The organism is Proteiniphilum sp., assembly GCF_034331125.1.
In the GTDB taxonomy this organism is placed as follows: Bacteria; Bacteroidota; Bacteroidia; order Bacteroidales; family Dysgonomonadaceae; genus Proteiniphilum; species Proteiniphilum saccharofermentans.
Genome location: NZ_JAXQGC010000058.1, coordinates 141,085 through 167,405 on the forward strand (window position 1 = coordinate 141,085; position 26,321 = coordinate 167,405).

20 protein-coding genes and 1 tRNA gene are annotated in these 26,321 nt (G+C 43.2%); 17 read left to right on the plus strand and 4 right to left on the minus strand.

Annotated elements, in window-relative coordinates:
- Positions 1-264: 264 nt before the first annotated feature.
- From U2P89_RS14310 to U2P89_RS14325, 4 genes are all read right to left on the minus strand, one after another.
- Complete coding sequence (locus U2P89_RS14310; RefSeq protein WP_322191711.1) at positions 265-1,608, minus strand: Gfo/Idh/MocA family oxidoreductase; 1,344 nt, start codon at positions 1,606-1,608, stop codon at positions 265-267.
- Positions 1,609-1,743: 135 nt separating this feature from the next.
- On the minus strand, positions 1,744-2,178 hold the full coding sequence (fucU, locus tag U2P89_RS14315) for an L-fucose mutarotase (RefSeq protein WP_322191712.1): 435 nt from the start codon (positions 2,176-2,178) through the stop codon (positions 1,744-1,746).
- A gap of 192 nt (positions 2,179-2,370) precedes the next feature.
- Positions 2,371-2,443 (minus strand) — tRNA-Lys (locus tag U2P89_RS14320).
- Between the two features lie 179 nt (positions 2,444-2,622).
- Complete coding sequence (locus U2P89_RS14325; RefSeq protein ID WP_091904879.1) at positions 2,623-2,889, minus strand: HU family DNA-binding protein; 267 nt, start codon at positions 2,887-2,889, stop codon at positions 2,623-2,625.
- 206 nt (positions 2,890-3,095) lie between these two features.
- On the opposite strand from U2P89_RS14325, the gene U2P89_RS14330 reads away from it, so the two are divergent.
- From U2P89_RS14330 to U2P89_RS14410, 17 genes are all read left to right on the plus strand, one after another.
- A complete protein-coding gene (locus tag U2P89_RS14330) occupies positions 3,096-3,773 on the plus strand; it encodes a rhomboid family intramembrane serine protease (RefSeq protein WP_076928485.1) in 678 nt (225 codons plus the stop codon).
- A complete protein-coding gene (locus U2P89_RS14335; protein ID WP_322191713.1) occupies positions 3,757-4,644 on the plus strand; it encodes a rhomboid family intramembrane serine protease in 888 nt (295 codons plus the stop codon). Before U2P89_RS14330 ends, U2P89_RS14335 begins: the two co-directional genes overlap by 17 nt.
- 19 nt (positions 4,645-4,663) lie before the next feature.
- Positions 4,664-5,749 (plus strand): endonuclease/exonuclease/phosphatase family protein, encoded by a 1,086-nt coding sequence (locus tag U2P89_RS14340; RefSeq protein WP_322191714.1) that lies wholly within the window; start codon positions 4,664-4,666, stop codon positions 5,747-5,749.
- A gap of 178 nt (positions 5,750-5,927) precedes the next feature.
- Entirely contained in the window at positions 5,928-6,293 is a 366-nt protein-coding gene (locus U2P89_RS14345; RefSeq protein WP_076928482.1) for a 6-pyruvoyl trahydropterin synthase family protein, read from the plus strand.
- Complete coding sequence (locus U2P89_RS14350; RefSeq protein WP_322191715.1) at positions 6,274-6,855, plus strand: 7-carboxy-7-deazaguanine synthase QueE; 582 nt, start codon at positions 6,274-6,276, stop codon at positions 6,853-6,855. Before U2P89_RS14345 ends, U2P89_RS14350 begins: the two co-directional genes overlap by 20 nt.
- 1 nt (position 6,856) lies before the next feature.
- Positions 6,857-7,771 carry a ribonuclease Z gene (locus tag U2P89_RS14355; RefSeq protein WP_322191716.1) on the plus strand — a complete coding sequence of 305 codons (915 nt, stop codon included), beginning with the start codon at positions 6,857-6,859 and terminating at the stop codon, positions 7,769-7,771.
- A gap of 88 nt (positions 7,772-7,859) precedes the next feature.
- Positions 7,860-10,601, plus strand: coding sequence for a substrate-binding domain-containing protein (locus U2P89_RS14360; RefSeq protein WP_416188645.1), 2,742 nt, complete (start codon positions 7,860-7,862; stop codon positions 10,599-10,601).
- Between the two features lie 460 nt (positions 10,602-11,061).
- Positions 11,062-14,187, plus strand: a complete 3,126-nt coding sequence (locus tag U2P89_RS14365) for a TonB-dependent receptor (RefSeq protein WP_322191718.1) — start codon at positions 11,062-11,064, stop codon at positions 14,185-14,187.
- A 36-nt stretch (positions 14,188-14,223) separates the two neighbouring features.
- Entirely contained in the window at positions 14,224-15,900 is a 1,677-nt protein-coding gene (locus U2P89_RS14370; RefSeq protein ID WP_322191719.1) for a RagB/SusD family nutrient uptake outer membrane protein, read from the plus strand.
- A 46-nt stretch (positions 15,901-15,946) separates the two neighbouring features.
- On the plus strand, positions 15,947-17,053 hold the full coding sequence (locus U2P89_RS14375) for a hypothetical protein (protein WP_322191720.1): 1,107 nt from the start codon (positions 15,947-15,949) through the stop codon (positions 17,051-17,053).
- 68 nt (positions 17,054-17,121) lie between these two features.
- Positions 17,122-18,714, plus strand: coding sequence for a glycoside hydrolase family 32 protein (locus U2P89_RS14380; RefSeq protein WP_322191721.1), 1,593 nt, complete (start codon positions 17,122-17,124; stop codon positions 18,712-18,714).
- Between the two features lie 43 nt (positions 18,715-18,757).
- Complete coding sequence (locus U2P89_RS14385) at positions 18,758-20,509, plus strand: GH32 C-terminal domain-containing protein (RefSeq protein WP_019540150.1); 1,752 nt, start codon at positions 18,758-18,760, stop codon at positions 20,507-20,509.
- A 161-nt stretch (positions 20,510-20,670) separates the two neighbouring features.
- The gene (locus U2P89_RS14390; protein ID WP_322191722.1) at positions 20,671-21,831 is read left to right on the plus strand and encodes an MFS transporter; all 1,161 of its coding nucleotides are present in this window, start codon (positions 20,671-20,673) and stop codon (positions 21,829-21,831) included.
- Between the two features lie 81 nt (positions 21,832-21,912).
- Complete coding sequence (locus U2P89_RS14395; RefSeq protein ID WP_322191723.1) at positions 21,913-23,556, plus strand: GH32 C-terminal domain-containing protein; 1,644 nt, start codon at positions 21,913-21,915, stop codon at positions 23,554-23,556.
- 138 nt (positions 23,557-23,694) lie between these two features.
- Positions 23,695-24,576 (plus strand): carbohydrate kinase, encoded by an 882-nt coding sequence (locus U2P89_RS14400; protein WP_322191724.1) that lies wholly within the window; start codon positions 23,695-23,697, stop codon positions 24,574-24,576.
- 118 nt (positions 24,577-24,694) lie between these two features.
- A complete protein-coding gene (locus tag U2P89_RS14405; protein WP_322191725.1) occupies positions 24,695-25,135 on the plus strand; it encodes a T9SS type A sorting domain-containing protein in 441 nt (146 codons plus the stop codon).
- 125 nt (positions 25,136-25,260) lie between these two features.
- Complete coding sequence (locus tag U2P89_RS14410; RefSeq protein ID WP_322191726.1) at positions 25,261-26,262, plus strand: aspartate-semialdehyde dehydrogenase; 1,002 nt, start codon at positions 25,261-25,263, stop codon at positions 26,260-26,262.
- The last annotated feature ends 59 nt before the right edge of the window (positions 26,263-26,321 follow it).

Below are 26,321 nucleotides of genomic sequence, written 5' to 3' on the forward strand. Positions count from 1 at the left end.
AGTTAAATGTAATTCATTGATAATTAATATAATGATTATTTATAATTGACTTTGGCAGAAATATCCAAAGTAATAAGTATTGTTTAATTTTGTCAGCATCAAAGAATATGAAAGGGAAACTTATAATTGGGCTGGCCAGTTCAAGAAAATCACATTATTTCGCACAGAAGAAGGAAACGGAAGAAAGAAAAACGCCGGAGGAAGCATATATCATATTTTACATACTTCCCCGGCGGAATAAAAAGAGAATTTTCAAAAAACGGTTTATAATTTCATTTCCCAGCCTTTTTGGTATTTCCTACTCCAGAGTTTACCTGCTGCACGGTTGTTGATGACATGTCCGTTCACAGGATCTGTCCTGAACGTGGTCTTTGTGCGCTGGGCAATATTACCTAAATGGGCTAGGGTCGTGCTTATACATCCCACATTGATATCAGCATTCAAAGAGGCTCCTTTTCTGATACCATCCAGGAAGTTTGAAAAATGGAATGAATCAAGTTGTTGAGTGGGATTCGAGATGTCTCCGGCTTTAAACGACATTTCACTGGTTACTTCTTTTACCAGTTTATTCTTCAGATCGTATACCTTATAGGCATTTCCTCCACCAATAACTAATGTACCAGTCTCTCCGTAAAACGCACAACCTACCGAAGATTCTTCAATATTTCGACTATTGCAACTTCGTCCTTCCCATGTAATCAATTTGTCATCTCCATATTCAAGATTAACCACTTGGGTATCGGGGAACTGCCAGTCATCCTGATAAGCATATCTTCCTCCCGAAGAATTTACATAAGTGGGATAAGTAAGATCCATACCCCATCTGAGAATATCTAGAAAGTGTACTCCATTATTTCCTGCTTCACCTGTTCCCCAATTATAAAACCAATGCCAATGGTAATGTAGATAATTGTCTTTGTACTCAGATACTCTCGGTGCTGGACCTTGCCATAATTCCCAATCCAGCCAATCGGGTATAGCAGTAACTTTACCTGTTCCTATGGAAGGTCTGTTATTTACATACCAAGCTTTACCAAAATAAACCTTTCCGATAACCCCCTCCTTTATTTCCTGTACTGCTTTAATTACATTGGGCCATGATCTGCGCTGCATACCTGTTCCTGCAACTACATTGTATTTTTTTACCGCCTCCATCAATATTTCGTCCTCAGCAGGATTGTGACTGGTTGGCTTTTCCAGATATACATGTTTTCCTGCTTTCATAGCCATAAGTGCACCGGGTGCATGCCAGTGCTCGGGTGTTGCAATAATAACGGCATCAAGATCTTTCTTCTCCAATAATTTTCTGATGTCCTTCTCCCCTATTGGTGTATTACCTGCAATTTTTACCACGCTGGAGATACATTTTTCCATGGCACGCTTGTCTACATCGCATACATACGCTATCTCGCAGCCTTTCTCCTTTGCAAATCCTCCAGCCAATGCATTCCCCCGTGAATTCACTCCAACAGCACCCATTCTAATTCTTTCATTGGCGCCGACAATATTGTTATAACTTTTTGCACTGAAGCCAGGTAATACACCTCCGACAGATATGGCAGCAGTGCCGATCGCGACATTCTTGATAAATTCTCTTCTTGTTGTCATAGTATTTATAGTTTATTGAAATACAAATTTATAGAATTTAACCCTGTATTACTTTCCATTTACGACCAAGTATCATCAAAAAACGCAAAACACTTTCTGATTACATCTTTGATTAGTGTTTTTTGATATAGGCATCTAATCCAAAGGGGTAACTCCTTTCTTCAAAATAATATTCCCATATTTTGCAATTTCACCTGTAATAACCACAGCAAATGCCGACTTTGTCCGTTCGTAGAAGGCAAAACGATCAATGCGTTCTATGGGTGCTGCATCGGGATTAGTGATACGGATACTTTCCAGATACGCTTTTTCAACACTGGGATCGAGCGTATCCCCCTCTACTGCATCCATCATCACTAACGGATGTGGGACATAAGTATCTAATTCAAATAAAGGTAGGATTGCAGCTAATATGTCGGGAATGCGAAGTCCATCGGCTCGCAATACCCTACTGTTGAACGATTCTCCGGGAAAATGTGCATCGGCGAGAACGATTTCATCGCCATGCCCCATACGTGATAGAACGGCCAACAACTCGGGACTGATCAGAGGTGAAATTCCTTTTAGCATAGTTATCTCTCTTTTTAGTGAATCATTAATTAACTAATACCATAACTATCACTCTTTTACAAATACCCAATACCCTCTATCACGAATGTATAAAGTGAGTAATGGGCATAAAAAATAAAAGGTAACGTGTGATTTATATGCATAACAAAAAAGCGGCATCTTCTTTTCAAAGATAACCGCCTTATTACCAAGTGACCCCGGAGAGGCTCGAACTCTCGACCCAATGATTAAGAGTCATTTGCTCTACCAACTGAGCTACGGAGTCATTTTTGGGAGGACAAAGGTAGGGATTTTTTCTTTTGAATAAACAACCTTTGCCTGAAATTTTGCAAATTCTTTCCTTAGGGACTGCTCCACAGGATGATTCATCTTTACAGTACAATCCCTAAAAAAGGAACAAATGCGTCAATTTGTTCCTTTTTTATTCTACAATCAACCAAGATATTAGAGGTTGGATAATTCTGATCCGGCTTTGAATTTAGCTGTTTTTTTCGCCGGAATATTGATTGATTTTTTAGTACGGGGATTGATACCTTTCCTGGCACTTCTTTCAGAAACAGAGAATGTTCCGAAACCTACCAATACTACTTTACCTCCACCTTTTACTTCTGCAGAGATAGTTTCGAGGGTAGCATCCAACGCTTTTTTGGCGTCCACTTTGCTAAGGCCCGATTTATCGGCGATAGCGCTAATTAGTTCTGATTTGTTCATAAGAAAACGTAAATAAAGAATTAAACATACATTAAGTCAAGGCTGAGCCTCATTTTGGCGTCAAATATAAGCGATAAATCGAAAACAATCAAGAAAAAAGATAAAAAGTATTTGTTTTTGGTAAAAAAAATCCTTTTATGGGGCAAAAATCCGCATTCTCAACGAAATAATACGTAATTTTGCGCTTCAACAATTAATTGTCAAGAATGGATAATACAAGGAATAGCTTTGCCGGGGTACTTCCCACGGTTACAAAAAATATTATTATAATAAACGGGATTATTTGGCTAGCCCAATTCGTATTGTTTAGAAGAGCTGACATCGACCTGTCGCAACAATTTGGATTGCATTTTGTGGCTTCCGATCATTTCAGGATCTATCAGTTGGTAACCTATATGTTCCTGCACGATCCCCACTCCATTTCCCATGTCTTTTTTAATATGTTTGCCGTTTTTATGTTCGGCAGAACGCTGGAGCAGGTATGGGGTTCAAAGCGCTTCCTGTCCTACTACCTGGTTACCGGTATCGGTGCAGGATTAATACAGATGCTTGTCCTCTTTTTAAGAGTGCAAACGGTCGTACCCGTAGAGATGTTTTCAATGGTAAACAGTGTCACCGTAGGTGCCTCGGGAGCTGTTTTCGGCATATTATTGGCATTCGGCGTGTTATTTCCCAATTCACAACTATTCATCATCCCCTTTCCCTTTCCTATTAAAGCAAAATGGTTTGTGATAGGGTACGGACTGTTGGAACTGGCATTCGGCGTTGCCAATCGTACCGGCGACAATGTGGCCCATTTTGCCCATCTGGGGGGAATGCTCTTCGGAATTTTCATGATTTTGTATTGGAAAAAAAAGGACCGGAAATATGGCAGATTTTATTGAAAGATTGAAACATAGGTATAAGACGGGCAGCGTAATGACGAGGCTTATCTTTATCAACGTATTCGTTTTTATTGTACTAAAGATCATAAATGTCATTTTCACCCTGTTCAACATTTATGCTGTCGACCTAATTACCTTTCTTGGAGTCCCGTCCCATATTCCTCTATTAATGAACAGGATATGGACACTTATCACCTATATGTTCGTGCATGAAGGTTTTCTTCATCTGCTCTTTAATATGCTCTGGCTCTATTGGTTCGGCCAGATCTTCATGCAGTATTTTACCGGACGGACACTGGGTAGCCTCTATGTTTTAGGAGGATTGGCCGGCGCACTGCTCTACGTAATAGCATTCAATACGATCCCTTATTATACGGGAATGGAGAGAGGATGGATGATAGGGGCATCAGCGGCTGTAATGGCTATCGTAATGGGTGCTGCTTTTTATCGTCCCGATGTACAATTAAATCTTCTGTTCTTAGGACCTGTAAAAATTGTCTATATTGCTATCTTTGCATTTGTGCTCGACTTCCTTTCATTGGGAAATCCCATGAATCCTGGCGGACACGTGGCACATATAGGCGGAGCATTGCTTGGTTATTTATTCGCCATCCAATATAAGAAAGGAAAAGATATTACCCGCTGGATAGGTGGAGTAATAGATTGGTTTGTCGGTCTGTTCAAACCACGTAGGCAGGCACCAAGAATGAAGGTGAAGCATGCCCGTCATGAAACCGATTGGGAATACAATCAACGTAAACATACAGAGCAGGAGGAAATTGATGCTATACTGGATAAATTAAAACAATCGGGTTACAGCAGTTTATCATCAGAAGAAAAAAGGAAACTTTTTGATGCGAGTAAGAAATAAAAAAACGGGCTTTAGAGATATGATTAAATGGGCCATCTTTGCTACCAACGTAGCGGCCATTATTCTACTTTTCTGCTCATTCCTTTCATGGTGGGTTTCTCCCCTGAAAACCAACCTATTTTCATACATAGGATTGGGATTTGGCTTCATTCTACTTGCCAATATCGGCTATCTGGTCTTCTGGATAGTTTTTTCAAAATGGAAACTCGCTTTAATCTCATTATTTGCAATTCTTTTCTGTTATAAGCCCGTGACTACATTCTTTCCAATTCACTTTATCAGCAAGATGGAGCCGGAAGGAAGTATCAAAGTATTGACTTATAATGTACAAGGTTTTCCTCATGAGAGAAATAAAGATGCGTCAAAACATCCTATACTCGATTATATTGCAGATACAGACGCCGACATAGTCTGCCTGCAGGAATACTTTGTAAGTAAAACAGGACAGTCTATCTTTTCCCAACGCGATGTGAACAAAATTCTCAATCAGTATCCCTATCGTTCAATCACAGGTTTGGAATCTTCGGGAAAATATCATACCTTCGGGCTGGCATGTTTCTCAAAATATCCGATTGAGAATACGCATGAAGTGGTATTTGAGTCCTCCTACAACGGAGCAGCGGTTTATACTATCAATATAGATGGCGAAAGATATACTGTAGCCAATGTTCATTTGGAGTCGAACAGTATCAAGCCGGAAGATAAAAAACTATATAGCGATTTTCTTCAGAATACCGATTCGGTACGGCTTGAACAAGTGACTAGTAATATACGTACCCGGTTGGGAAGAGCTTACCGTATCCGGGCGAAGCAGGTTGAAAAAGTAAGACAATATATCGACAGACAGAATACCCGTGGTACTATCATCTGCGGTGATTTCAACGACACTCCCATATCGTACACCTATCACAGGATGAAGAGAGGTTTAAAGGATGCATACGTCTCCACCGCTTTCGGGCCGGGCATTACCTATCACGAAGATCTCTTCCTTTTCCGTATCGATCATATTATGCACAGCGACAATATAAAAGCCTATCGGGCAAGAAGGGATAAAATAAAATATTCGGATCATTATCCACTTAGAACCTATCTGAAATTGGAGTGAAAAGGAGGAAAAGTGGGAAGGTAGGAAGGAAAATGGATTTGTTGATTTCAAGATTTGACTACATCGATTGTTAATCCATTATTTCACAATTTCAAGATTAAAGAGTAATTGGTAATTAGTAATCAGTAATTGGTAATTAATCACTTTCAACATCCCAACTCTCAAATCAGAATTAATTATGTACAAGATAAGTAAAGAATTTTCTTTTTCGGCGGCGCATTCCCTTTTCGGATTGCCCGACGATCACCCTTGCAGCCGCCTGCACGGGCACAATTATGTGGTGACAGTCCATCTCCGATCAAAAGAGTTAAACAGGCAAGGCTTTGTCCGCGATTATACCGAATTGAAAATAGTTAAGGAGTATATCGATACCCGGTTAGACCACCGGAATCTCAATGACATTCTCTCGCCGCTCAATTCATCTGCCGAGAACCTGGCAAAAATGTTGTACGACGTCTTCAAACCCCGGATCCCGGAGCTTTACGCCGTAGAAGTAAGTGAGACTCCCAAAACATCAGCGATCTATGAACCTGAATGTGAATGAAATATTTTATTCGCTCCAGGGTGAAGGCGGACGCTCGGGACAGCCGTCCATCTTTATCCGGTTGGCGAAGTGCAACCTGACATGCAGTTTCTGTGATACCGATTTCGAACGGGGCGTGAAGATGACAACAGATGAGGTGCTGCGGGAAATTGAACCGTATGGATGTAAATGGATTATCTGGACAGGCGGCGAACCTACTCTTCAACTCAATGATGCTGTGGTAACTTTCTTTAAGGAAAAAGGATATCTACAGGCTATAGAAACCAATGGAACAAGAAGGGTACCTCAGGGTATCGATTATATTACCTGCAGCCCGAAACAACAATTCGAAAAGGTCAGGGAGTTAATCCCTGAAGTGGATGAATTACGTTTTCCCATCCAGAAAGGGGATCCGTTACCGGATGTCACTATCCTCCCCAAAGCAAAACATCATTTTTTAAGTCCCATTTTCGACAATCATAATATCATTCAGGAGAATATAGATTATTGCGTTTCGCTCGTGAAGGAAAACCCGGTGTGGGCACTCAGCCTCCAGATACATAAACTTATCGGTATCCGTTAATATGAATAAATTTCAGGTAACTATACTAGGCTGCGGTTCTGCTCTACCTACCACAATGCACAATCCGCCGTCGCAATTAGTGGATCTGAATGAAAAACTGTTCATGATTGATTGCGGTGAGGGAACACAGCTTCAGATGAGGAAGTTCAAGGCCCGGATCAGTAAACTTCACAGCCTGTTCATTTCTCACCTGCATGGCGATCATATTTTCGGATTACCCGGACTACTCTCCACGCTCAGCATGTTGGGGAGGACAGGCGATCTGCATATCTACGCACATAAAGAGATTAACCTATTGATAAAGCCGTTTTTGATCTATATGGGAAAACATATGTCATTCAGGATAAAACTGTTTCCACTAAATCCTGAACGGCAGGAACTCCTGTTCGAAAACAAGTCGATCAGAATATTTTCTTTCCCGTTAAAACACCGCATTGCTACAAACGGGTTTCTTTTCGAGGAGAAAGAATCACCCCGGCATATTATCCGCGAGATGATCGATCTTTACCAAATCCCCCTGAAACAAATCCCGGAAATTAAAGAGGGTGCCGATTTTATCACGTCTGACGGCACTATCATCCGAAACGACATACTTACATCGCCAGGTAATCCTCCACGCAGATACGCTTATTGTTCCGATACCGCCTATGCACCCGAAATCGTCCCCTATATAAAAAATGTGGATCTGTTATATCACGAAGCCACCTTTGCCGAAAGTGAACTGATACGTGCCGGAGAAACTTATCACTCAACGGCACGCCAGGCAGCAGAAATAGCGAGAGCAGCCAATGCAAGGCAATTGGTGATCGGCCATTATTCTTCCCGCTATAATGAACTGGGAACCCTTTTAAAAGAGGCTGTCGCTGTATTCCCTAACACTGAGCTTGCCGCTGAAGGAAAAGTTTTTGAATTATAATAATTTATTTTTATAAATTTGTATCATAACATCCCAGGAACAGTGTAAAACCAGCATATATATCATTTTGTTTTAATCGGCCAATTATATGCATAAATTTAATAGCATAATTTCAGTTCTGTTTTTCCTGCTACTTTTACTTTCTTGCCAGGATAATACCGAAAAAAGATATACTATAGGTTTCTCCCAATGTATGATGGACGATGTATGGAGGCAGGCCATGATGGTGGAAATGAACATCGAGGTATCGAATTATGAAAATATTGATATCATTGTCATGGATGCGGAGGAGAATAATCAGAAGCAGATCCGCCAGATCAGGGAATTGATCAACAGGAAGGTAGATGTGCTTATTATCTCACCCAATGAATCCGACAGCCTTACTCCGATTGCCGTAGAAGCGTACCGGGCGGGTATCCCCACGATTATCGCCGACAGGAAAATAAATTCCGACGAATATACCTCTTACGTTGGTGGCGATAGTTATGAGATTGGGAAGATGGCAGGACAACATGCCAGTTCCCTGTTACCTGACAGTGCTACCATCCTTGAAATATGGGGGACAAAAACTACTTCTCCCGCCATAGAGCGTCATCAGGGTTTTATTGATGGGTTGGACAAGTCGAAGGGTTTCAACATCATATCGATAGAAGGGAAATGGCGGCGTGAGATTGCCCGTGATGAAACTGAAAAACTGCCGAGCTATGAAAACATCGATCTTGTGTATGCCCATAATGATGTAATGGCGATAGGTGCCAGAGAAGCAATTATCAAAAGGGATTCATCCCTTATACCGAAAATAAAAATAATGGGAGTTGACGGGGCTTTCGGTAAGGATGCGGGATTAGAAGCCGTTGCCGATGGTCGGATCGACGCATCGTTCCTCTATCCCACCGGTGGAGATGAAGTCATCAAGGTAGCTATGAAGATACTCACAGGACAACCTGTAGAAAAACAATATATCCTCGAAGGCACGAGAATTATAGACAAGCCTACGGCGCAGACCCTCTTATTACAATCCGACCAACTCATTAATTATCAAAACAGAATAGAGCAACAAAGGAAAAACCTTGAATCTATTGTAAACGAATTCAGTATACTTCGGCATTCTTTAATTCTTATTCTTTTGCTGGCTGGATTGCTCTTCCTTTTTTCGATCTATATCTTTTATATCAACAGGAAGATAAAGCGCAGGAATAGTCAGCTCCGGTTGAAAAACGATGAGATAGAGCATCAGAAACAGCAATTGATTATTCTTAATGAAAAAATTAAAGAGGTAAACGATCAGAAAGTGCGATTTTTTATGAACGTGTCGCACGAGGTAAGAACCCCACTCACGCTGATCGTCAGCCCCCTGGAGAAATGGATCAAAAACGTGCAGGACCCGGCTTTACTTGCCGATCTGACACGCATGAAAAAAAATACCGACAGACTGACCCGGATCATTAACCAATTGCTCGACTTTCAGAAAATTGAAAGTGATAAAACACAACTCAACGTTAGTAACAAAGATATCGTCTCGTTCACCTCAACCGTAAAATCACTTTTCGACGAACTGGCCGAAACCAGAAACATCCACTATTCATTCACTTCAAACAAACCTTCTGCCCAATTATGGTTCGATGCCGATAAGATGGAAAAGATACTGGTGAATCTATTGTCAAATGCTTTTAAATTTACGCATGATAACGGAACAATAGCTGTGGATATGCACTGTTACAACGAAAAGATATCCATATCCGTCAGTGACAATGGGACCGGAATAAGCAAGGATAAACTGCCGCTTGTTTTCGATCGTTTCTATACCGATAGTAGCGACAATAAGACGGGTACCGGCATAGGGCTCCACCTTACGCAGGAATTTGTGAAAATGCACGGTGGTAAAATTAGTGTGGAAAGCGATCCCGGAAAAAAAACGGTATTCACTATTGAAATCCCTGCCGGTAAACACCATCTGCCTGAATACAGCTTAATGGAAAACCAAAACGAGATTTTGGAATCTGGGGCAGAATCAATTATCGATGCTGAAAAGACAAGGGAGATAACAGGAAGGAAGTATAATTACACGGTCCTTATTGTGGAGGATGACCAAGGAATCAGGGAATACCTCTCGGAAGAACTGTCGGAAAACTTTCATGTACTGACAGCAGAAAACGGACTGGAAGCATTGCAGCTTATGGAAAAGCAGACAAACATAACCCTTGTTCTGAGTGATGTGTTGATGCCATGGATGAATGGTTTCGAGCTATGTAAAAAAATCAAGGCTTCACCTGTACTGTCGGATATCCCGGTCATCCTTCTTACAGCATTAGGAGAAATAGACCAGCGAATGTATGGTATTGCCGAAGGAGCCGACGATTATATCCGCAAGCCATTCCATATAGAATATGTAAAGGTAAAAATCATACGGTTACTCGAAGAACGCCGTCGTCTGCAAAGGAAGTTTATGCAGACGATGCAAACAGGCGGCATTCCGATAATCGAGAACGACAAGAAAATTGACAGCAGCGATGAAATCTTTATCTCCCAATTTATCTCGCTACTGGAAACGTCGTATGCAAAAACCGACATATCAGTAGAAAAGCTAAGTGAAGAACTGAATATTTCGCGCGTTCATCTATACCGGAAAATAAAGGAGATATCCGGACTGACTCCTGTTGATTATCTGCGCAACTTCAGGCTGAGCAAAGCTGTGGAACTACTTGACAAACGCCGTTTTTCCGTCAGCGAGGTCGCCTATCAGACCGGCTTTTCCTCTCCGGCATATTTCTCGAAATGTTTCAAAGACGTTTTTAACATGACTCCTTCCGAATACATGGAAAAAAAGTAACCGCACTTGCGGAATTCATACCACACACACTCCTAAATCCTGAAAACAGCCCCGGGAACAACCTCTATTCCTTATCATTTTTGTTACATTTCTGTATCATCATTGAAATCCAGGCTGTTTATTTACTCTTCGTTTACAAATTTGACAGCCTTCGTTACATTTTTTATTGGCAAATCCAGGCTCCGCATCTATCATTGTACCCGGAAATAAAACCTGTTTTCAACAATAATTATTTGTGAGCATAACAGCATAACATTGTGAAGTAAGGAGAACTGTTTTTATTACCATTTTAATATATCAGGGGAATCATCATCCGGCGAATACTGTTTTCTTTACGATGAAACACATTCTGCATTTAAGCCCTCCCCTATAAAACGGAAGAATCTATTTCTTTATTCAGAACGAATGTATAGGAATAAAAGCATAGTCTATATATATAATTTTAATTTTAAAACCAGAGATGAAGAAGATGTTAGAAAAACTATCGATTTTATTGATTTTCCTGGCTCTCCCCTTTTTATCATGGGGACAAGAAATTACGATCCGGGGAAACATAGTATCCGCTACCGATTCGGAGCCTGTTATCGGGGCAAATGTCCTTATAAAAGGAAAAAACGTGGGAACCGTAACCGATATAGATGGTAACTTTAGTCTGGAAGCGGGTCGAACCGATGTATTGGTTATTTCCTACATTGGTTTTGAAACATTAGAAATACCTATTGACGGGCAAACGGTATTGAATATCACAATGACCGAAGATATGCAGTTGCTCGATGAAGTAGTAGCGGTAGGATATATCACGCAGCGTAAGGCTGATTTAACGGGAGCCGTTTCGGTGGTAAGCGTGGAAGATATATTGTCCGTTGCAGAGAACAATCCGATGAAAGCACTTCAGGGACGTGTCCCCGGTATGACCATCAGCGCCGATGGCAATCCGAGCGGAGCAGCTACCGTGCGTGTTCGCGGCATCAGCTCCCTCAACAGCGACCAGAATCCCCTTTATATTATTGATGGTGTACCCACGCAAGGCGGTATGCACGAGCTTAATTCAAACGATATTGAAAGTATTCAGGTTCTTCGCGACGCTTCCTCTGCAAGTATCTACGGCTCACGTGCCGCCAACGGGGTTATCATTATTACTACCAAAAAGGGACAGGCCGGAAGAATCCAACTGACTTTCGATGCTTTTCTCACGAGCACTTATTTTAATAACCGCATGGAGGTGCTCAATGCGCGCGAATACGGACAGGCTTTGTGGCAGGCATCGGTAAACGGAGGCGGTAATCCGAACAGCAACAATATCGGTTACAGCTTCGATTGGGGTTACGATACCAACGGACACCCCCAACTCAATAATATTTATCTGGCTAAATATGTTGATAATGACCGGACAATGCTTGCTTCTGACACCGATTGGTTTAATGAAATATCCAAAACCGGGTTGATCCAATCGTATAACATGTCTCTTAGTTCGGCTACCGAAAAAAGCAGTTCCTTTTTGTCCCTGGGGTATTTTTACAACGACGGAACGCTTAAGCATACCGACTTCAACCGTATTTCGGCACGTATCAATACCGATTATAAATTGTTTGACGGCAGGTTGGTTATCGGTGAAAATTTCACATTGAACAGGACAAGTGAAGTACAGGCGCCGGGCGATGTCCTCGACCTTTCTTTAAAGGCATTACCCATGATACCGGTACACACGATAGACGGTGAAGGCTGGGGTGGACCCTCCAGAGGCATGAACGACCGCCATAATCCTATGCGCCTGCTTTATGACAATCGGAATAATGCCTACGCTTATTGGCGTTTGTTCGGAAATACATATGCCGATCTGGAAATAATCAGGGATTTACACCTTCGCACAAGCTATGGCATTGATTACGGCAATTTCTATAAACGTCATATGGTACATTCCTACCGCTCGGGCTTCATGAACAGCGACAATACGGCGGTAAATATGGAACAGGGCCATTGGATGAGATGGACATGGTCGAATACCGCCACTTATCAGAAAACAATTGACAGTCACAGGTTCGATGTGTTGGCAGGTGTGGAAATGAACCGGCAAAGCGACATAAACTTTAACGCTTATACTTCGGGAGAAGGTGCTTTTGCCATCGAAACACCCGAATATATGTGGCCCGGCGTAAGTACCGGAACCGCATCTGTTGGCGGTGGCTCAACAGGGTTTTCCCTGCTTTCCTATTTCGGAAAAGCCAACTATTCCTATAACGACCGTTACCTTGCCTCGTTTACTATCCGGCAGGATGGCTCTTCCCGCTTCGGAAGAAATAACCGTTTTGCCACTTTTCCTGCCGTAACAGCCGGTTGGAGGATTTCGGAAGAAAATTTTATGGAAAATACCAAAGATTACATTTCCGACCTGAAATTACGCTTCGGCTGGGGACAGACAGGAAACCAGGGTATCGATAATCTTGCGACTTACGCGCTCTTCGTTCCTGAATACGGTATCGGAGACCCGACCTGGAATATCATAGATGGTACGGCATACGACCTTGCGGGATCGGGTTCGGGCAATCTGCCTTCAGGATACCGGAAAATCCAGACCGAAAACGATGACCTGAAATGGGAAACTACCGAACAGACCAATATCGGGCTGGATTTCTTACTCTTCAACCAAAGCCTTTACGGTTCTATCGATTGGTATATCAAGGCTACTAAAGATATGTTGATCAATCCCGCTTATATCGGTATTGTGGGTGAAGGAGGCTATCGTTGGGCCAACGGCGCTTCGATGGAAAACCGGGGGTTTGATTTTTCCGCAGGTTACAAAAACAGCACTCCGTTCGGGTTGGAATACGACATTACCGGAGTTATTTCGACATATAAAAACAAGGTCACTTATCTGCCCGAATCTGTAGAGAACTCTTATGGCGGTCGGCCAGGTGACAACATTATCGGTCGTCCTTTAGGCTCTTTCTACGGTTATGTTGCCGATGGTATCTTCCAAAACCAGGAAGAAGTGGATGCACATGTGAATCAGACCGGCAAAGGTATCGGACGCATACGCTACAAAAACGTAAATGACGAAGATAATGAGATCAACGATTTAGACCGTACATGGATAGGCAGTCCGCATCCCGATTTTTCATATAGTCTGAATATAGCCCTTCAGTACAAGGGTTTCGACCTCACCGCTTATTTCCAGGGTGTACAGGGTATTGATGTGCATAACTGGCTCAAAGCACAGACGGATTTCTGGAGTGTGGATGATGTCAATTCCAACAAGGGAAGGCGTCTGCTGGATGCCTGGACGCCGCAAAACACAGGGTCGACTATCCCTGCTTTGCAAACGATCAATACTAACGACGAAGGGCGTTTTTCGACTTATTTCATCGAAGACGGTTCCTACATGAAATTACGCAATTTATCCCTGGGCTATACGCTACCGGCAACTGTTGTTTCAAAAATGAAAATGAGCCGTTTGCGCTTTTATGTCAGCGGACAGAATCTGTTTACCGTGAAATCGAAAGACTTTACGGGGGTAGATCCCGAAAACGCAGGGTGGGGTTATCCTATTCCTACCACATGGACTGTGGGATTGAACGTAATATTTTAATTTTTATCGTTACACATGTTAAATCATTATTATAATATGCAATTAAATAAAATCATCTCAATAGTTGTAGTCATCGTTCTTATGTCGGGATGTGCCGATTTTCTGAATGAAACTCCCAAGGGCGTATTGAGCTCCGATCAGGTAAACGACCCGGAAAGATTATTGACAGCCGCCTATTCGGCTTTGGGTAACGACCATTACGATGTCCCTCTCAGTCTGTGGCCATACGGGACAGTCCGCTCGGACGATGCTTATAAAGGAGGTTCCGGCCCACAGGACATACAGGTGTTCCACTTTTTTGAAGTGTCGAACAATATAATGCCGAATTTTGGCGAAGTGGATCGCTTATGGTTTCAGTGCTATATCGCCATTTCACGCGCCAATAACGCTATTCGCGCCATACAGGAAGCCGAAAACCTCGATAACAAAGAGGAGAAATTGGGTGAAGCGCGTTTCCTGCGCGGACACTTTTACTTTTTGTTAAAAATACTGTTCAAGTATGTGCCTTATGTGGACGAAAATACACCGGTGGATGAGTATGAGACCATTTCCAACAGGGCATTGACCAACGATGGGTTGTGGCAGAAAATAGCCGATGACTTCCAGTATGCCGTCGATCACCTACCGGATGTCCAAGCTGAAACAGGACGTGCCAGTAAACCAGCCGCAGCAGCCTATCTGGCTAAAACCTACCTGTATAAAGCTTATCGGCAAGATGATCCTGAAAAGCATGCTGTAACCGGTATCGATCAGGCGGATCTGCAAAAAGTACTGGACAATACGGAGATCGTGCTTTCGTCGGGTTATACACTGGAGCCTGATTTTGCATTCAATTTCCTGCCGGGAAGTTATGAGAATGGCCCCGAAGCGCTGTTTTCGGTTCAATACTCTAAAGACGACGGAACAAGATTTGGACGCCTGAATTTTTCCGACTTGCTTTCGGTACCGATGGGACTGGGCTGCTGCGATTTCAATAAACCAAGCCAAAGTCTCGTGAATGCTTTCCGTACGACAGGAAACGGACTGCCGCTCGAAAACTACAATACACTGGATCAGTACAGTACGCAGGAACAGTACGATCCACGGCTCTTTCATACCGTAGCTATTCCCGGTCTTCCATACAAATACAATTCCGATCGTATTTATGAGGAAAGTTGGAACCGGAACCCTGCAGATTATTATTTTTATGCTTCGCTGAAAGAAAATGTAGATCCCGATTGCGATTGTTTTATACCGATGGTACCTTTTTACGCCAATTCAAAGAACCGTATACTGATCCGCTTTGCCGATGTACTGCTGATGCGTGCCGAAGCGCTGATTGAACTACACCGGTCATCGGAAGCGTTGCCGTTGATCAACCAGGTGCGCACGCGGGCAAGAAACAGCACGGCTTTTGTTGATTACGCGACAGACAGAATGAATATCGACACATACAGGGACGGTATAAACTGCACATGGGACGAACCTTTTGCCCGTCAGGCTTTACGTTGGGAGCGCCGCCTGGAATTGGCAATGGAAAACGGCCGTTTCTTCGATCTTGTACGCTGGGGAATTGCCGAACAAGCCATGAATCAGTATTATAACGCGGAAAGAACACGCAGACCCTATTATTCTTCCGCCCAGTTTAATGCGGATCAACATGAATACCTACCCATCCCCGAGGCACAAATCAGGTTGAGTAAGTTCATGTACGAACAGAATCCGGGATACTAAAATAAAATAGTTTCCCATATCACACGAAAAATTAAATTTGAATCGTATGAAGACATTAAAAAACATAAGTTTAACGCTCATCATATTCTTAGGCGGCATTTTCACTGCCTGCAATGACGACAAAGGTGATTCACTCGACCTGACGGCTGATGTGGATATCCTCTCATTCAAAGTCAATAATGTGGAAGGGATCATCAATAACGACAATGGAACGATTACCGTTCTGGTGCCTTCAGGTACTGACCTGTCGGCTGTGGCTCCTGTCATCACATTACCCGCGAACGCAACAGTATCACCGGCTTCCGGTGAAGCGCAGAACTTCACTTTTTCAGCAAATACCCCCATAGAATACCGGGTATTCAATGGCAATCTGTACAATACGTATCGGGTAACGGTGATGGAAATCAAAGCAGAGATCACTTCTTTCCGTATCGGAAACCGGAACGGTATCATCAATCAGGACGACAACAGTATCGTGATTTATCTTCCGGAAGGGACGGACGTGACTGAACTAAGCCCTGTGATAGAGTACACAGACGGCGCCGTGATATCGCCTGAGCCGGGTAGTTTTATTGATTTCACTTCGCCTGTCACCTACACACTTGCTTACCAGGGAGAAACATTCACCTATTCCGTGACCGTGATCCCGGGAGAAGAACCCAAACTGCCATTGCTTATTTACAACGGCGAAAATATAATCCCGCATTGGGACGGCTTAGTGGTTACCATAGACAGTCCTTATCCTAACCCAAATACCGGCGGTATCAATAATACACCTTTCTGCGCCTCTTTTGTACGGGATGCAGTTACCGGGGAAGGCTGGCATGGAGGAGCTTTGTGGAATGACAATAAAGTAAACATCGACCCTGCCGAATACGACCGTTTCTCGGTTATGATACTGAAAGAGGTCGCAGGAGATGTGCAACTCGAAATTCAGTCCGATGGTGAAGCCAACAAAGACTGGCTGAGGGCCTGGTATTCCGAAGATCATCTTGGCGAATGGCAGGAATTGGTGTTCAATATCCCGGAGAATCGTACGGCGATAATTAACAATATCCTGGTGATGCCGCATGAACATCCTAATGGTGAGCCTGTAGCTTTCACGACACATCGTATGTATTGGGACGAATTGAAAGCGATCCCTAAAAATTAAGTAAAATATGTATTTTTGTACGTGGCAGGGCAATAATGTCCTCCACGTACTCAACATAAAACAGGTATATGAAACGACAAATGTATTTACTTCCGGTTTTACTCTTCTCACACTTGTTGGCAGGATGTAATGGCGGTAATGACATAATTCCTGAACCTGAGCCCGGTGAGCCGACCGTAGATATGTCCACCACGTGCAGGAACCCACAGGAATCCGGCACGTATCAAACATTCTACAAGCCGGAGCAGGGTTATGTAGGCGACCCCATGCCGTATTACAACGCCGATGAAAAAAGGTTCTACCTGTTTTACCTTTACGAAAATGCCAACAACCATCCCGTCTATCTGACAAGAACTGCAGATTACGCCACTTTCGACGGTTTTATACAGGCGCTACCGGCAGGCGCCACAGGCAGTCAGGAGGAATGGATAGGAACCGGTAGTTTTATCAAAGCGGAAAATACCTATTATGGCTATTATACCGGACACAACAGCAATCTTGACCCTGCCGAGAAAGTGATGCTTGCCACATCTGCCGATTTACTGAACTGGACGAAGCAACCTTCGGCCACCTTTCAGGCGCCAAACGGATTTGACCGGAATAATTTCCGTGACCCGCATGTGTACTGGGATGAGACCCGCGAAAAATATGTAATGCTTGTTACTACACGCAAAGAGGGAAAAGGGGCGCTTGCACGCTATACATCATCCGACCTGATAAACTGGTCATTGATTGAACCTTTAATGGCAACGACTTCCGATAATCCGGCGATATATGAAATTCAAACGGATTCCGAAATTCTGGAATGTCCCGACATTTTCAGAATAGGCGATAAATGGTACCTGGTCTTTTCACGCATCAACCGCGATGAACATCGTAAGACATTTTACCGTATAGCCAACTCACCCGACGGGCCGTGGAGGAGAAGCGAAGACGCTTCAGGACGCCACGAGACTTTTGACGGATTATACCTTTATGCCGCAAAAACGGCGGGTGACGGTACAAACCGCTACTTGTCGGGTTGGTGCTCAACCGGAGGAACGGTAAACAACAACAATGAACTGGATTGGGCGGGATCATTGATAACACATAAGATTGTGCAACAGGCAAACGGACATCTATATCCGGTAATACCCGAGGCTGTAGATGCAAAATTCAATCGGAAAGTCGAATTCGAAAAAATAAAATCAGAAGGAAATGTATCAGGCAATAACGGCTCATACAACATTACCGCTCAAGCCTCCGGGAGAAGCTACGCACTGTTCAACAGGAATAACGGCCCGGTTAAAATCTCGATGAAAATTGACGCATCGGAATCGGATCATTTCGGGTTTTCTTTCGGAGTGTGCGATGATTTATCGGAAGTATATTCAGTCTCCTTCGATCTGACGCCGAACAATCGCTGGAACATGCCTTCCCTGTTTATGTACAACGAAACAGGTTCAAACAGGAAAGAGCTGAATTTTACCCCACTTGTCGTTCCGCAGAATAAGGTTTTTGACGTAAAGATTATTATCGAAAAGTCAATAGCCGTAGTATATGTGAATAACAATACTGCATTTACAAACCGTATTTACAAGATGAATCAAAATCCCTGGACAATCTTCTCAGACAACGGAACTATTAAAGTTACGGAAATAACAATCCGGGAAACACCCTGATTATACTTTACAAGAATCAAAAAGATCACATAGATAGAAAGTTATGAAGAAAATTTTACATTTATTATTAGGATGCAGTGCATTCCTGTTATGTGCTTGCTCCGCGGGAAATACAATAAATTTTGACGTAACCGGAAATTATATCCTGATACCTGTTGAGGACAACGCTCCGGAGTCGGTCGTACAACTCTCAGTGGATGGTGAAAAGATAGGTGAACCGATGTATATCCGTGTTTCGCAGACGAAAACAGACTACTGGATACCCATCGACGTATCGAAATACAAAGACCGGAAAGTCACGCTCACGTTTGAGCACGTAAATAAAACGGATATCGGTTTTTCCCGCATAAAGCAATCCGACAGCTTCGAGTTCGATTACAATGAAACCTATCGTCCGCTTTATCACTTTACACCAAAATACGGCTGGATGAACGATCCCAACGGAATGGTGTATCACAACGGCGAATATCATCTGTTTTACCAATACAACCCTTACGGGTCGCGCTGGGCAAACATGCACTGGGGACATGCCGTATCGAAAGACCTGGTTTCATGGGAGCATCTGCCGTTCGCATTGGCACCCGATTCTCTCGGCTCAATTTTCTCGGGAAGCGCGGTAATTGACAAAGACAATACAGCCGGTTTCGGCAATGACGCGATGATCGCCATCTATACTTCGGCAGGAAAAATTCAGACCCAATCAATCGCTTACAGCCTCGACAATGGACGTACATTTACCACATACGAGGAAAATCCCGTGTTGAGCGATTTGAGCTATCCCGATTTCCGTGACCCGAAAGTATTTTGGCACAACGCTACGAACCAATGGATAATGGCGCTGGCAACCGGACAGACTATCTCTTTCTACGGCTCGGATAACCTGAAAGAATGGGATAAACTCAGCGAATTCGGTGAAGGCATAGGCGCACACGGCGGTGTGTGGGAGTGTCCCGACCTGTTCCCTCTCACATATAACGGACAGACCAAATGGGTACTTTTTGTGAGTATCAATCCCGGCGGACCCAATGGCGGAAGCGCCACACAGTATTTCATCGGTGATTTCGATGGAAAAACTTTTAAACCCGACGCACTCCCTTATCCTCTCTGGCTGGATTACGGACGTGATAACTATGCAGGCGTAACCTGGAGCAATATTCCCGAATCTGACGGACGCAAATTGTTTATCGGATGGATGAATAACTGGGACTATGCCAACCATATCCCGCCGGTTCATTTCAAGGGAGCCAGTACGCTGCCCCGCGAGCTGAAGCTGGCACATAACGGTGAACACCTTGTTGTAGCCAACCCACCGGCAGAAGAGGTGAATGCTTTACGTGGAAATACAAAGAAGATAGATGCATTCACAGTCAACAAATCGCATACGATAGACAATCTGACGGAAGGAAACACGGGTTCCTTTGAGATAGAGATGGATATTGAGGCCGGCAGTGCCTCTGTCTTCAGCTTTATATTAGCCAACGGGAAGGGCGAAAGGACAGTGTTCAGTTTCGATCCCGAAAAGGGCGTATTCGGCATCGACCGGTCGAAAAGCGGAATTGTTGATTTTTCTGATAACTTTGCATCGGAAACCATCAAAGCGCCTCTTGTAAAGAAAAAGAGCTACCAAATCAGGATTTTTGTTGACAGAGCATCGGTGGAATGTTTTGTAAACGACGGTGAGTTGGTGCAGACCAACAGCATCTTCCCTACAGAACCCTATAACTCCCTTTCTTTCGAAAGCGATGAAGAAGTGACAATCAGTAGTATAAATGTGTATCCGATTCGGAGTAAGTGAAAAACTAAAAGTGAAAAAGTGAAAGGTGAAAAACCAGGAGTGAAGAGTGATAATGTGGAAATGTGAAAAGGATAATTAAAGTCTGACATCCCGGATCCCTCTAAAATCAAAAGAGAATTGAAATTGATTATGAAACAGGCAAGGAAAAATAAAGTAATAGTATGAACACGATAAAACAAGAAAAAGTATTTCTAAGAGTGGTTCCCGTCATGCTGGCGTTTTTCGCCATGGGATTTGTCGATCTGGTGGGCATTGCGACTAATTACGTGAAAGCCGATTTCGATCTGTCGGACACGGTAGCTAACCTTTTTCCCTCAATGGTTTTTTTCTGGTTCCTTATCTTCTCCGTTCCCACGGGGATGCTGATGAATAAGATAGGACGAAGAAAAACGGTGCTGTTGAGTTTGGTAGTAACGGCTGCAGCCTTGCTGATCCCGGTTGTGAGTTACAGTTTTGTATCGATGCTCATATCTTTTTCCTTGCTTGGTATAGGAAACACGCTGATGCAGGTGTCTATCAACCCCTTGTTATCGAATATAGTGAAAGGGGATAAGCTGGCAAGTTCGCTCACACTGGGACAATTCGTGAAGGCAATAGCGTCATTCACCGCTCCGCTGATAGCTGCCTGGGCTGCTGCAAGTCTGGGCGACTGGAAGCTTCTTTTCCCTATTTTTATGGCGGTAGCAGTACTGGCCACACTTTGGCTGGGTATTACGCAGATAAAAGAAGAAGAGACAGGTGGTAAAACGTCTACTTTCTTGCAGTGCTTCGCTTTGTTGGGTGATAAAACAATACTACTTTCGTTTCTGGGAATCATGTGCCACGTAGGTATCGATGTGGGCGTGAACGTAACCGCTCCGAAGATACTCATGGAGCGGTTAGGGATGCCGCTTGCCGATGCCGGATTCGCCACCAGTCTTTATTTTCTGTTCCGCACTATCGGATGTTTTACCGGCGCCTTTGTACTGGCACGTTACTCAGCAAAAAAATTCTTTGCCATAAGCGTTGCGTTGATGGTGCTTTCAATGGCCGGACTTTTCATATTCAACAATCTTACGTTCATTTACATCTCCATTGCCCTGGTAGGATTGGGTAATTCCAATATCTTCCCGATAATCCTGTCGAAAGCGATGTTGTATATGCCCGAAAAGAAAAACGAAGTATCGGGCCTGATGATCATGGGGCTTTTCGGCGGAACGGTTTTCCCTTTACTGATGGGGTTGCTTTCCGACACGATGGCTTCACAGACGGGAGCACTCATTGTCCTGACAGTGGGTGTGGTTTACCTGATATTCCTCACATTCAAACTTAAAAAAGGATAAGCTCCGATGTGATAATGTGATGATGTGCTAATTTGTTGATTAATTATTCAGTTACCAAATTATCAAACCTAAAAAAATCGTATGAATTCTTTGACTCTAAAAATAGCAGCCGTATGTGTTTTTCTCTTTGCAGGGCTTTCCCTGTCGGCAGAAGAAATAAAAATCAAGATCGATAAGCAGTATCTGAACCTGCCTGTTTCGCATGATCAGGATCGGAGTAAAATGACCTTCAAAGTAGATGGGGAACCGGACTTGTCGGTAGTGATACGCCTTGCCGCCGGTAATGCGGACTACTGGGTATTTAAAGATGTTTCTCATTTGAAAGGTAAAACTTTAACAATCAGTTACGATGGGAACAGTGAGGGGTTAAACAAGATATTCCAGGATGATGTGATCGTAGGGCAGGACAATCTGTATAAAGAAAAGAATCGTCCTCAATTCCATTTCACAACTCGCCGCGGGTGGATCAATGATCCGAATGGTCTTATATACTATGACGGAGAATATCATTTGTTTTATCAGCACAATCCGTACGAGCGCGAGTGGGAAAATATGCACTGGGGACATGCTGTCAGCAAAGACCTTGTACATTGGGAAGAACTGCCCAGCGCCCTGTATCCTGATCATTTGGGAGGAATGTTTTCCGGTTCTGCGGTAATGGATTATGACAACACAGCCGGATATAACAAAGGCAAAACACCGGCTATGATAGCAATTTATACCGCTGCCGGAGCGGATAAGCAGGTACAGTGTATTGCTTATAGTCTCGACAAAGGACGTACTTTCACTAAATATGAGGCAAACCCCGTAATAGACTCCAGGCATATATGGAACAGTAAGGATACACGTGACCCTAAAGTATTTTGGTATACACCCGGCAAACATTGGGTAATGGTTCTTAATGAACGTGACGGACATTCTATCTATACCTCATCTAACCTGAAAGACTGGAAATATGAAAGCCATGTCACAGGATTCTGGGAATGTCCGGAGTTATTCGAACTTCCTGTCGACGGAAATCCCAATAACACCAAATGGGTGATGTATGGAGCTTCGGGAACATACATGCTCGGATCATTCGACGGAAAAGTATTTACACCTGAAAAGGGTAAATATCAGTACACGACAGGTGCTATTTATGCAGCCCAAACTTTCACTAATATGCCTGACAGCAGGCGCATACAAGTGGGATGGGGACGCATCAGTCACCCGGAGATGCCTTTCAACGGAATGATGTTGCTGCCTACCGAGCTGACACTGCGTACGACAAAAGATGGCCCTCGTCTGTTTAATCTACCCGTAAAAGAAACAGAAACGCTTTTTACTCCTGTCCGTGATTGGCAAAATCTTACCTCTGACAAAGCTAATGATCTGTTGAAAGAGTTTTATAATACAGATTGTCTGCGTATTAAAACTAGAATTAAATTATCACATGCTACAGATGCAGGCTTTAATCTGTTTGGCCAACGCATTGTGGGATATGATATGAATTCTAACACGATCAACGGTGTATTTTATTCTCCTGAGGATATGACCAGCATGGAACTTTCTGCCGATATATATATCGATCGTACTTCAATAGAAGTATTTATCGATGATGGGGCATATTCCTACTCCATGGAGAGAAAACCCGATACAAATAACAAAGAGGGATTCCATTTTTGGGGAAATAACATTGAAGTGAAAGATTTACAGGTTTTTTCTGTAAAGTCGGTATGGAACTAAAATAAACCCCGGATAGGAAAGATTGTTTGGGATTACCGGCAATTTTGATACTTAACATTGTCGGTATTTATCAGAAATATTAAAATGATTATAAACGCAATAAAGCAAGAAACGGTAGAATAAAAATAAAATAATCATATGAACAAAATAATAGTTGGACTTGGGGAAATACTCTGGGATGTATTTCCTGAACGGAAGATATTGGGCGGAGCACCCGCTAATTTCGCGTATCATGTGTCGCAGTTCGGCTTTAACGGTTACGCTCTCAGCGCTGTGGGAAATGATCTCTTAGGAAAGGAAATACTCAATTCCCTGGAAGAGAAAAATCTCAACTATCTGATTGAAACTACCGATTATCCGACGGGAACAGTACAGGTTACGCTTAGTGGCGCAGGTATTCCTCAGTATGAGATCTGCGAGAACGTGGCATGGGATAATATCCCGTTTACCAAACGTACCGAGAATCTGGCAAAGAGGACTTCCGCGGTTTGCTTCGGTTCTCTGGCTCAACGCAACAAAACATCGCGGGAGACGATAAAAAAATTCCTGAAAAGCGTTCCTGCGGACTGTATAAAAATTTTCGATATCAATCTGCGTCAACATTTTTACTCGAAAAACATCATCGAGGAATCCTTAAAGATATCGAATGTGTTAAAGATAAACGACGACGAGATAAAGGTTTTAGCCGATCTGTACGGATGGAAGGAGGCGGACGAACAGAAAATATGCGTGCAGTTACTAAAGAAGTTTGCACTCAATATTGTAATCCTCACCAAAGGTACCGAGGGCAGCTTTGTTTTCAACGGTGAAGGAACATCCTATCAACCCACGCCTAAAGTACATGTGGCCGATACGGTAGGTGCGGGAGACTCATTCACGGCAGCATTTGTAGCTGCATTTATGAATGGGAAACCAATCACAGAAGCTCACCAGTTCGCTGTTGAAGTGTCGGCGTATGTATGCCAGCAACACGGAGCCATGCCTAAATTGGCCGATGCCCATATTGAATTATTTCGGTAAATTTAACCGTCTAAGAAAAACAGAGACATCTAAAAACTTGCGTATTACAAAATAAACAGATCAAAACATGTAAAGTTTTACATTTTTTTATACTTTTGCAGTACAAATGGGACCTCTTATGAAGAGATGTTATTCCTTCCTTTTGATGATATACCTGATCTCGGGAGCCGGTTTACCCTTGTTTGCACAGGGAGATTCGGGCGGGGCTGGTATGGAGGGACTGCAAAACAGACTTGTCTCCCCGGATACTGTGAATATGCAAAACAGAGAAGGATTTCAACATACCGAAAAACTTCAGAATACTACGCAAATACAAAAACGACAGGGATCTCAAAATTGGGAAGATCCACAAGATAAAACTACCATCAAACTGACAGGGAGCCAGCTTATCATTGAGAATCTTCCAGAAGATGGAGTACTCGAAATATACAATATCATGGGAGCAAAAGTATATAATCGTCGCGTAAAAGCAGGTACTAATCAATACATTTTATCCCTTCCGAAAGGTTATTACATCATAAAAATCGACAAATTCACCCGGAAAATCGCTATCAAATAAATTTTCACTATCGTTAAATCTCTTCATTTTGCTACATTTACATGCTTTTTTATATCTTTGCGGTTTAGATATAGTAAAAGTGTTTTTAGGTTTTGTTCTTTACTCTTTAAAAAACGTATAATCATATGAAGATCGCTATTGTAGGTACCAGCGGAGCTGTAGGTCAGGAATTACTCCGCGTACTGGATGAAAGAAATTTCCCGTTGGACGAACTCCTGTTATTCGGTTCGTCGAGAAGTGCCGGAACAACATATAACTTCAGAGGTAAACAGGTCGAAGTGAAAGAATTGCAACACAACGACGATTTTAAAGAGGTTGATATTGCATTCGTCTCTGCAGGTGGAGGTACTTCACTGGAATTTGCCGAAACCATCACCAAGCACGGAGCTATCATGATCGACAACTCCAGCGCATTCCGTATGCAGGATGATGTACCTTTGGTCGTTCCGGAAGTTAATGCGGAAGATGCGCTGAACAGCCCTCGCGGTATCATCGCCAATCCCAACTGTACTACCGCACAATTGGTAGTAGCACTACAGGCAATTGAAGAGATCGCTCATATCAAAAGGGCGCACGTAGCTACTTACCAGGCCGCTTCGGGAGCCGGTGCGGCAGCCATGCAGGAACTGGAAGACCAGTACAAGCAATTAGCGAACGGTGAAGAACCGACTGTTTCCAAGTTCGCCTATCAGCTTGCATACAATCTGATCCCTCAGGTAGATGTCTTTACCGATAACGGATATACAAAAGAGGAGATGAAGATGTACAATGAAACACGCAAGATCATGCACTCCAATATAGAGGTAAGTGCAACTTGTGTACGGGTACCTGTAATGCGTGCGCATTCGGAAGCCATCTGGATCGAAACCGAACGTCCTATTTCTGTAGAGGAAGCACGGGAAGCATTCAGCAAAGCCAAAGGGGTAGAGGTGATCGATAACCCGGCTGCCAAAGAATATCCTATGCCGTTGGGACTTTCAGGAAAAGATCCTGTCTATGTAGGACGTATCCGTAAGGATCTTGCCAATGAAAATGGATTGACTTTCTGGACTGTATCGGATCAGATCCGTAAAGGAGCCGCACTCAATGCCGTTCAGATCGCGGAATACCTCATCAGCCAGAGATAATACAAAGATAAAAGCAGGAAAAATTTATATTGAATAAAGGCCGGTAATTGTTACCGGTC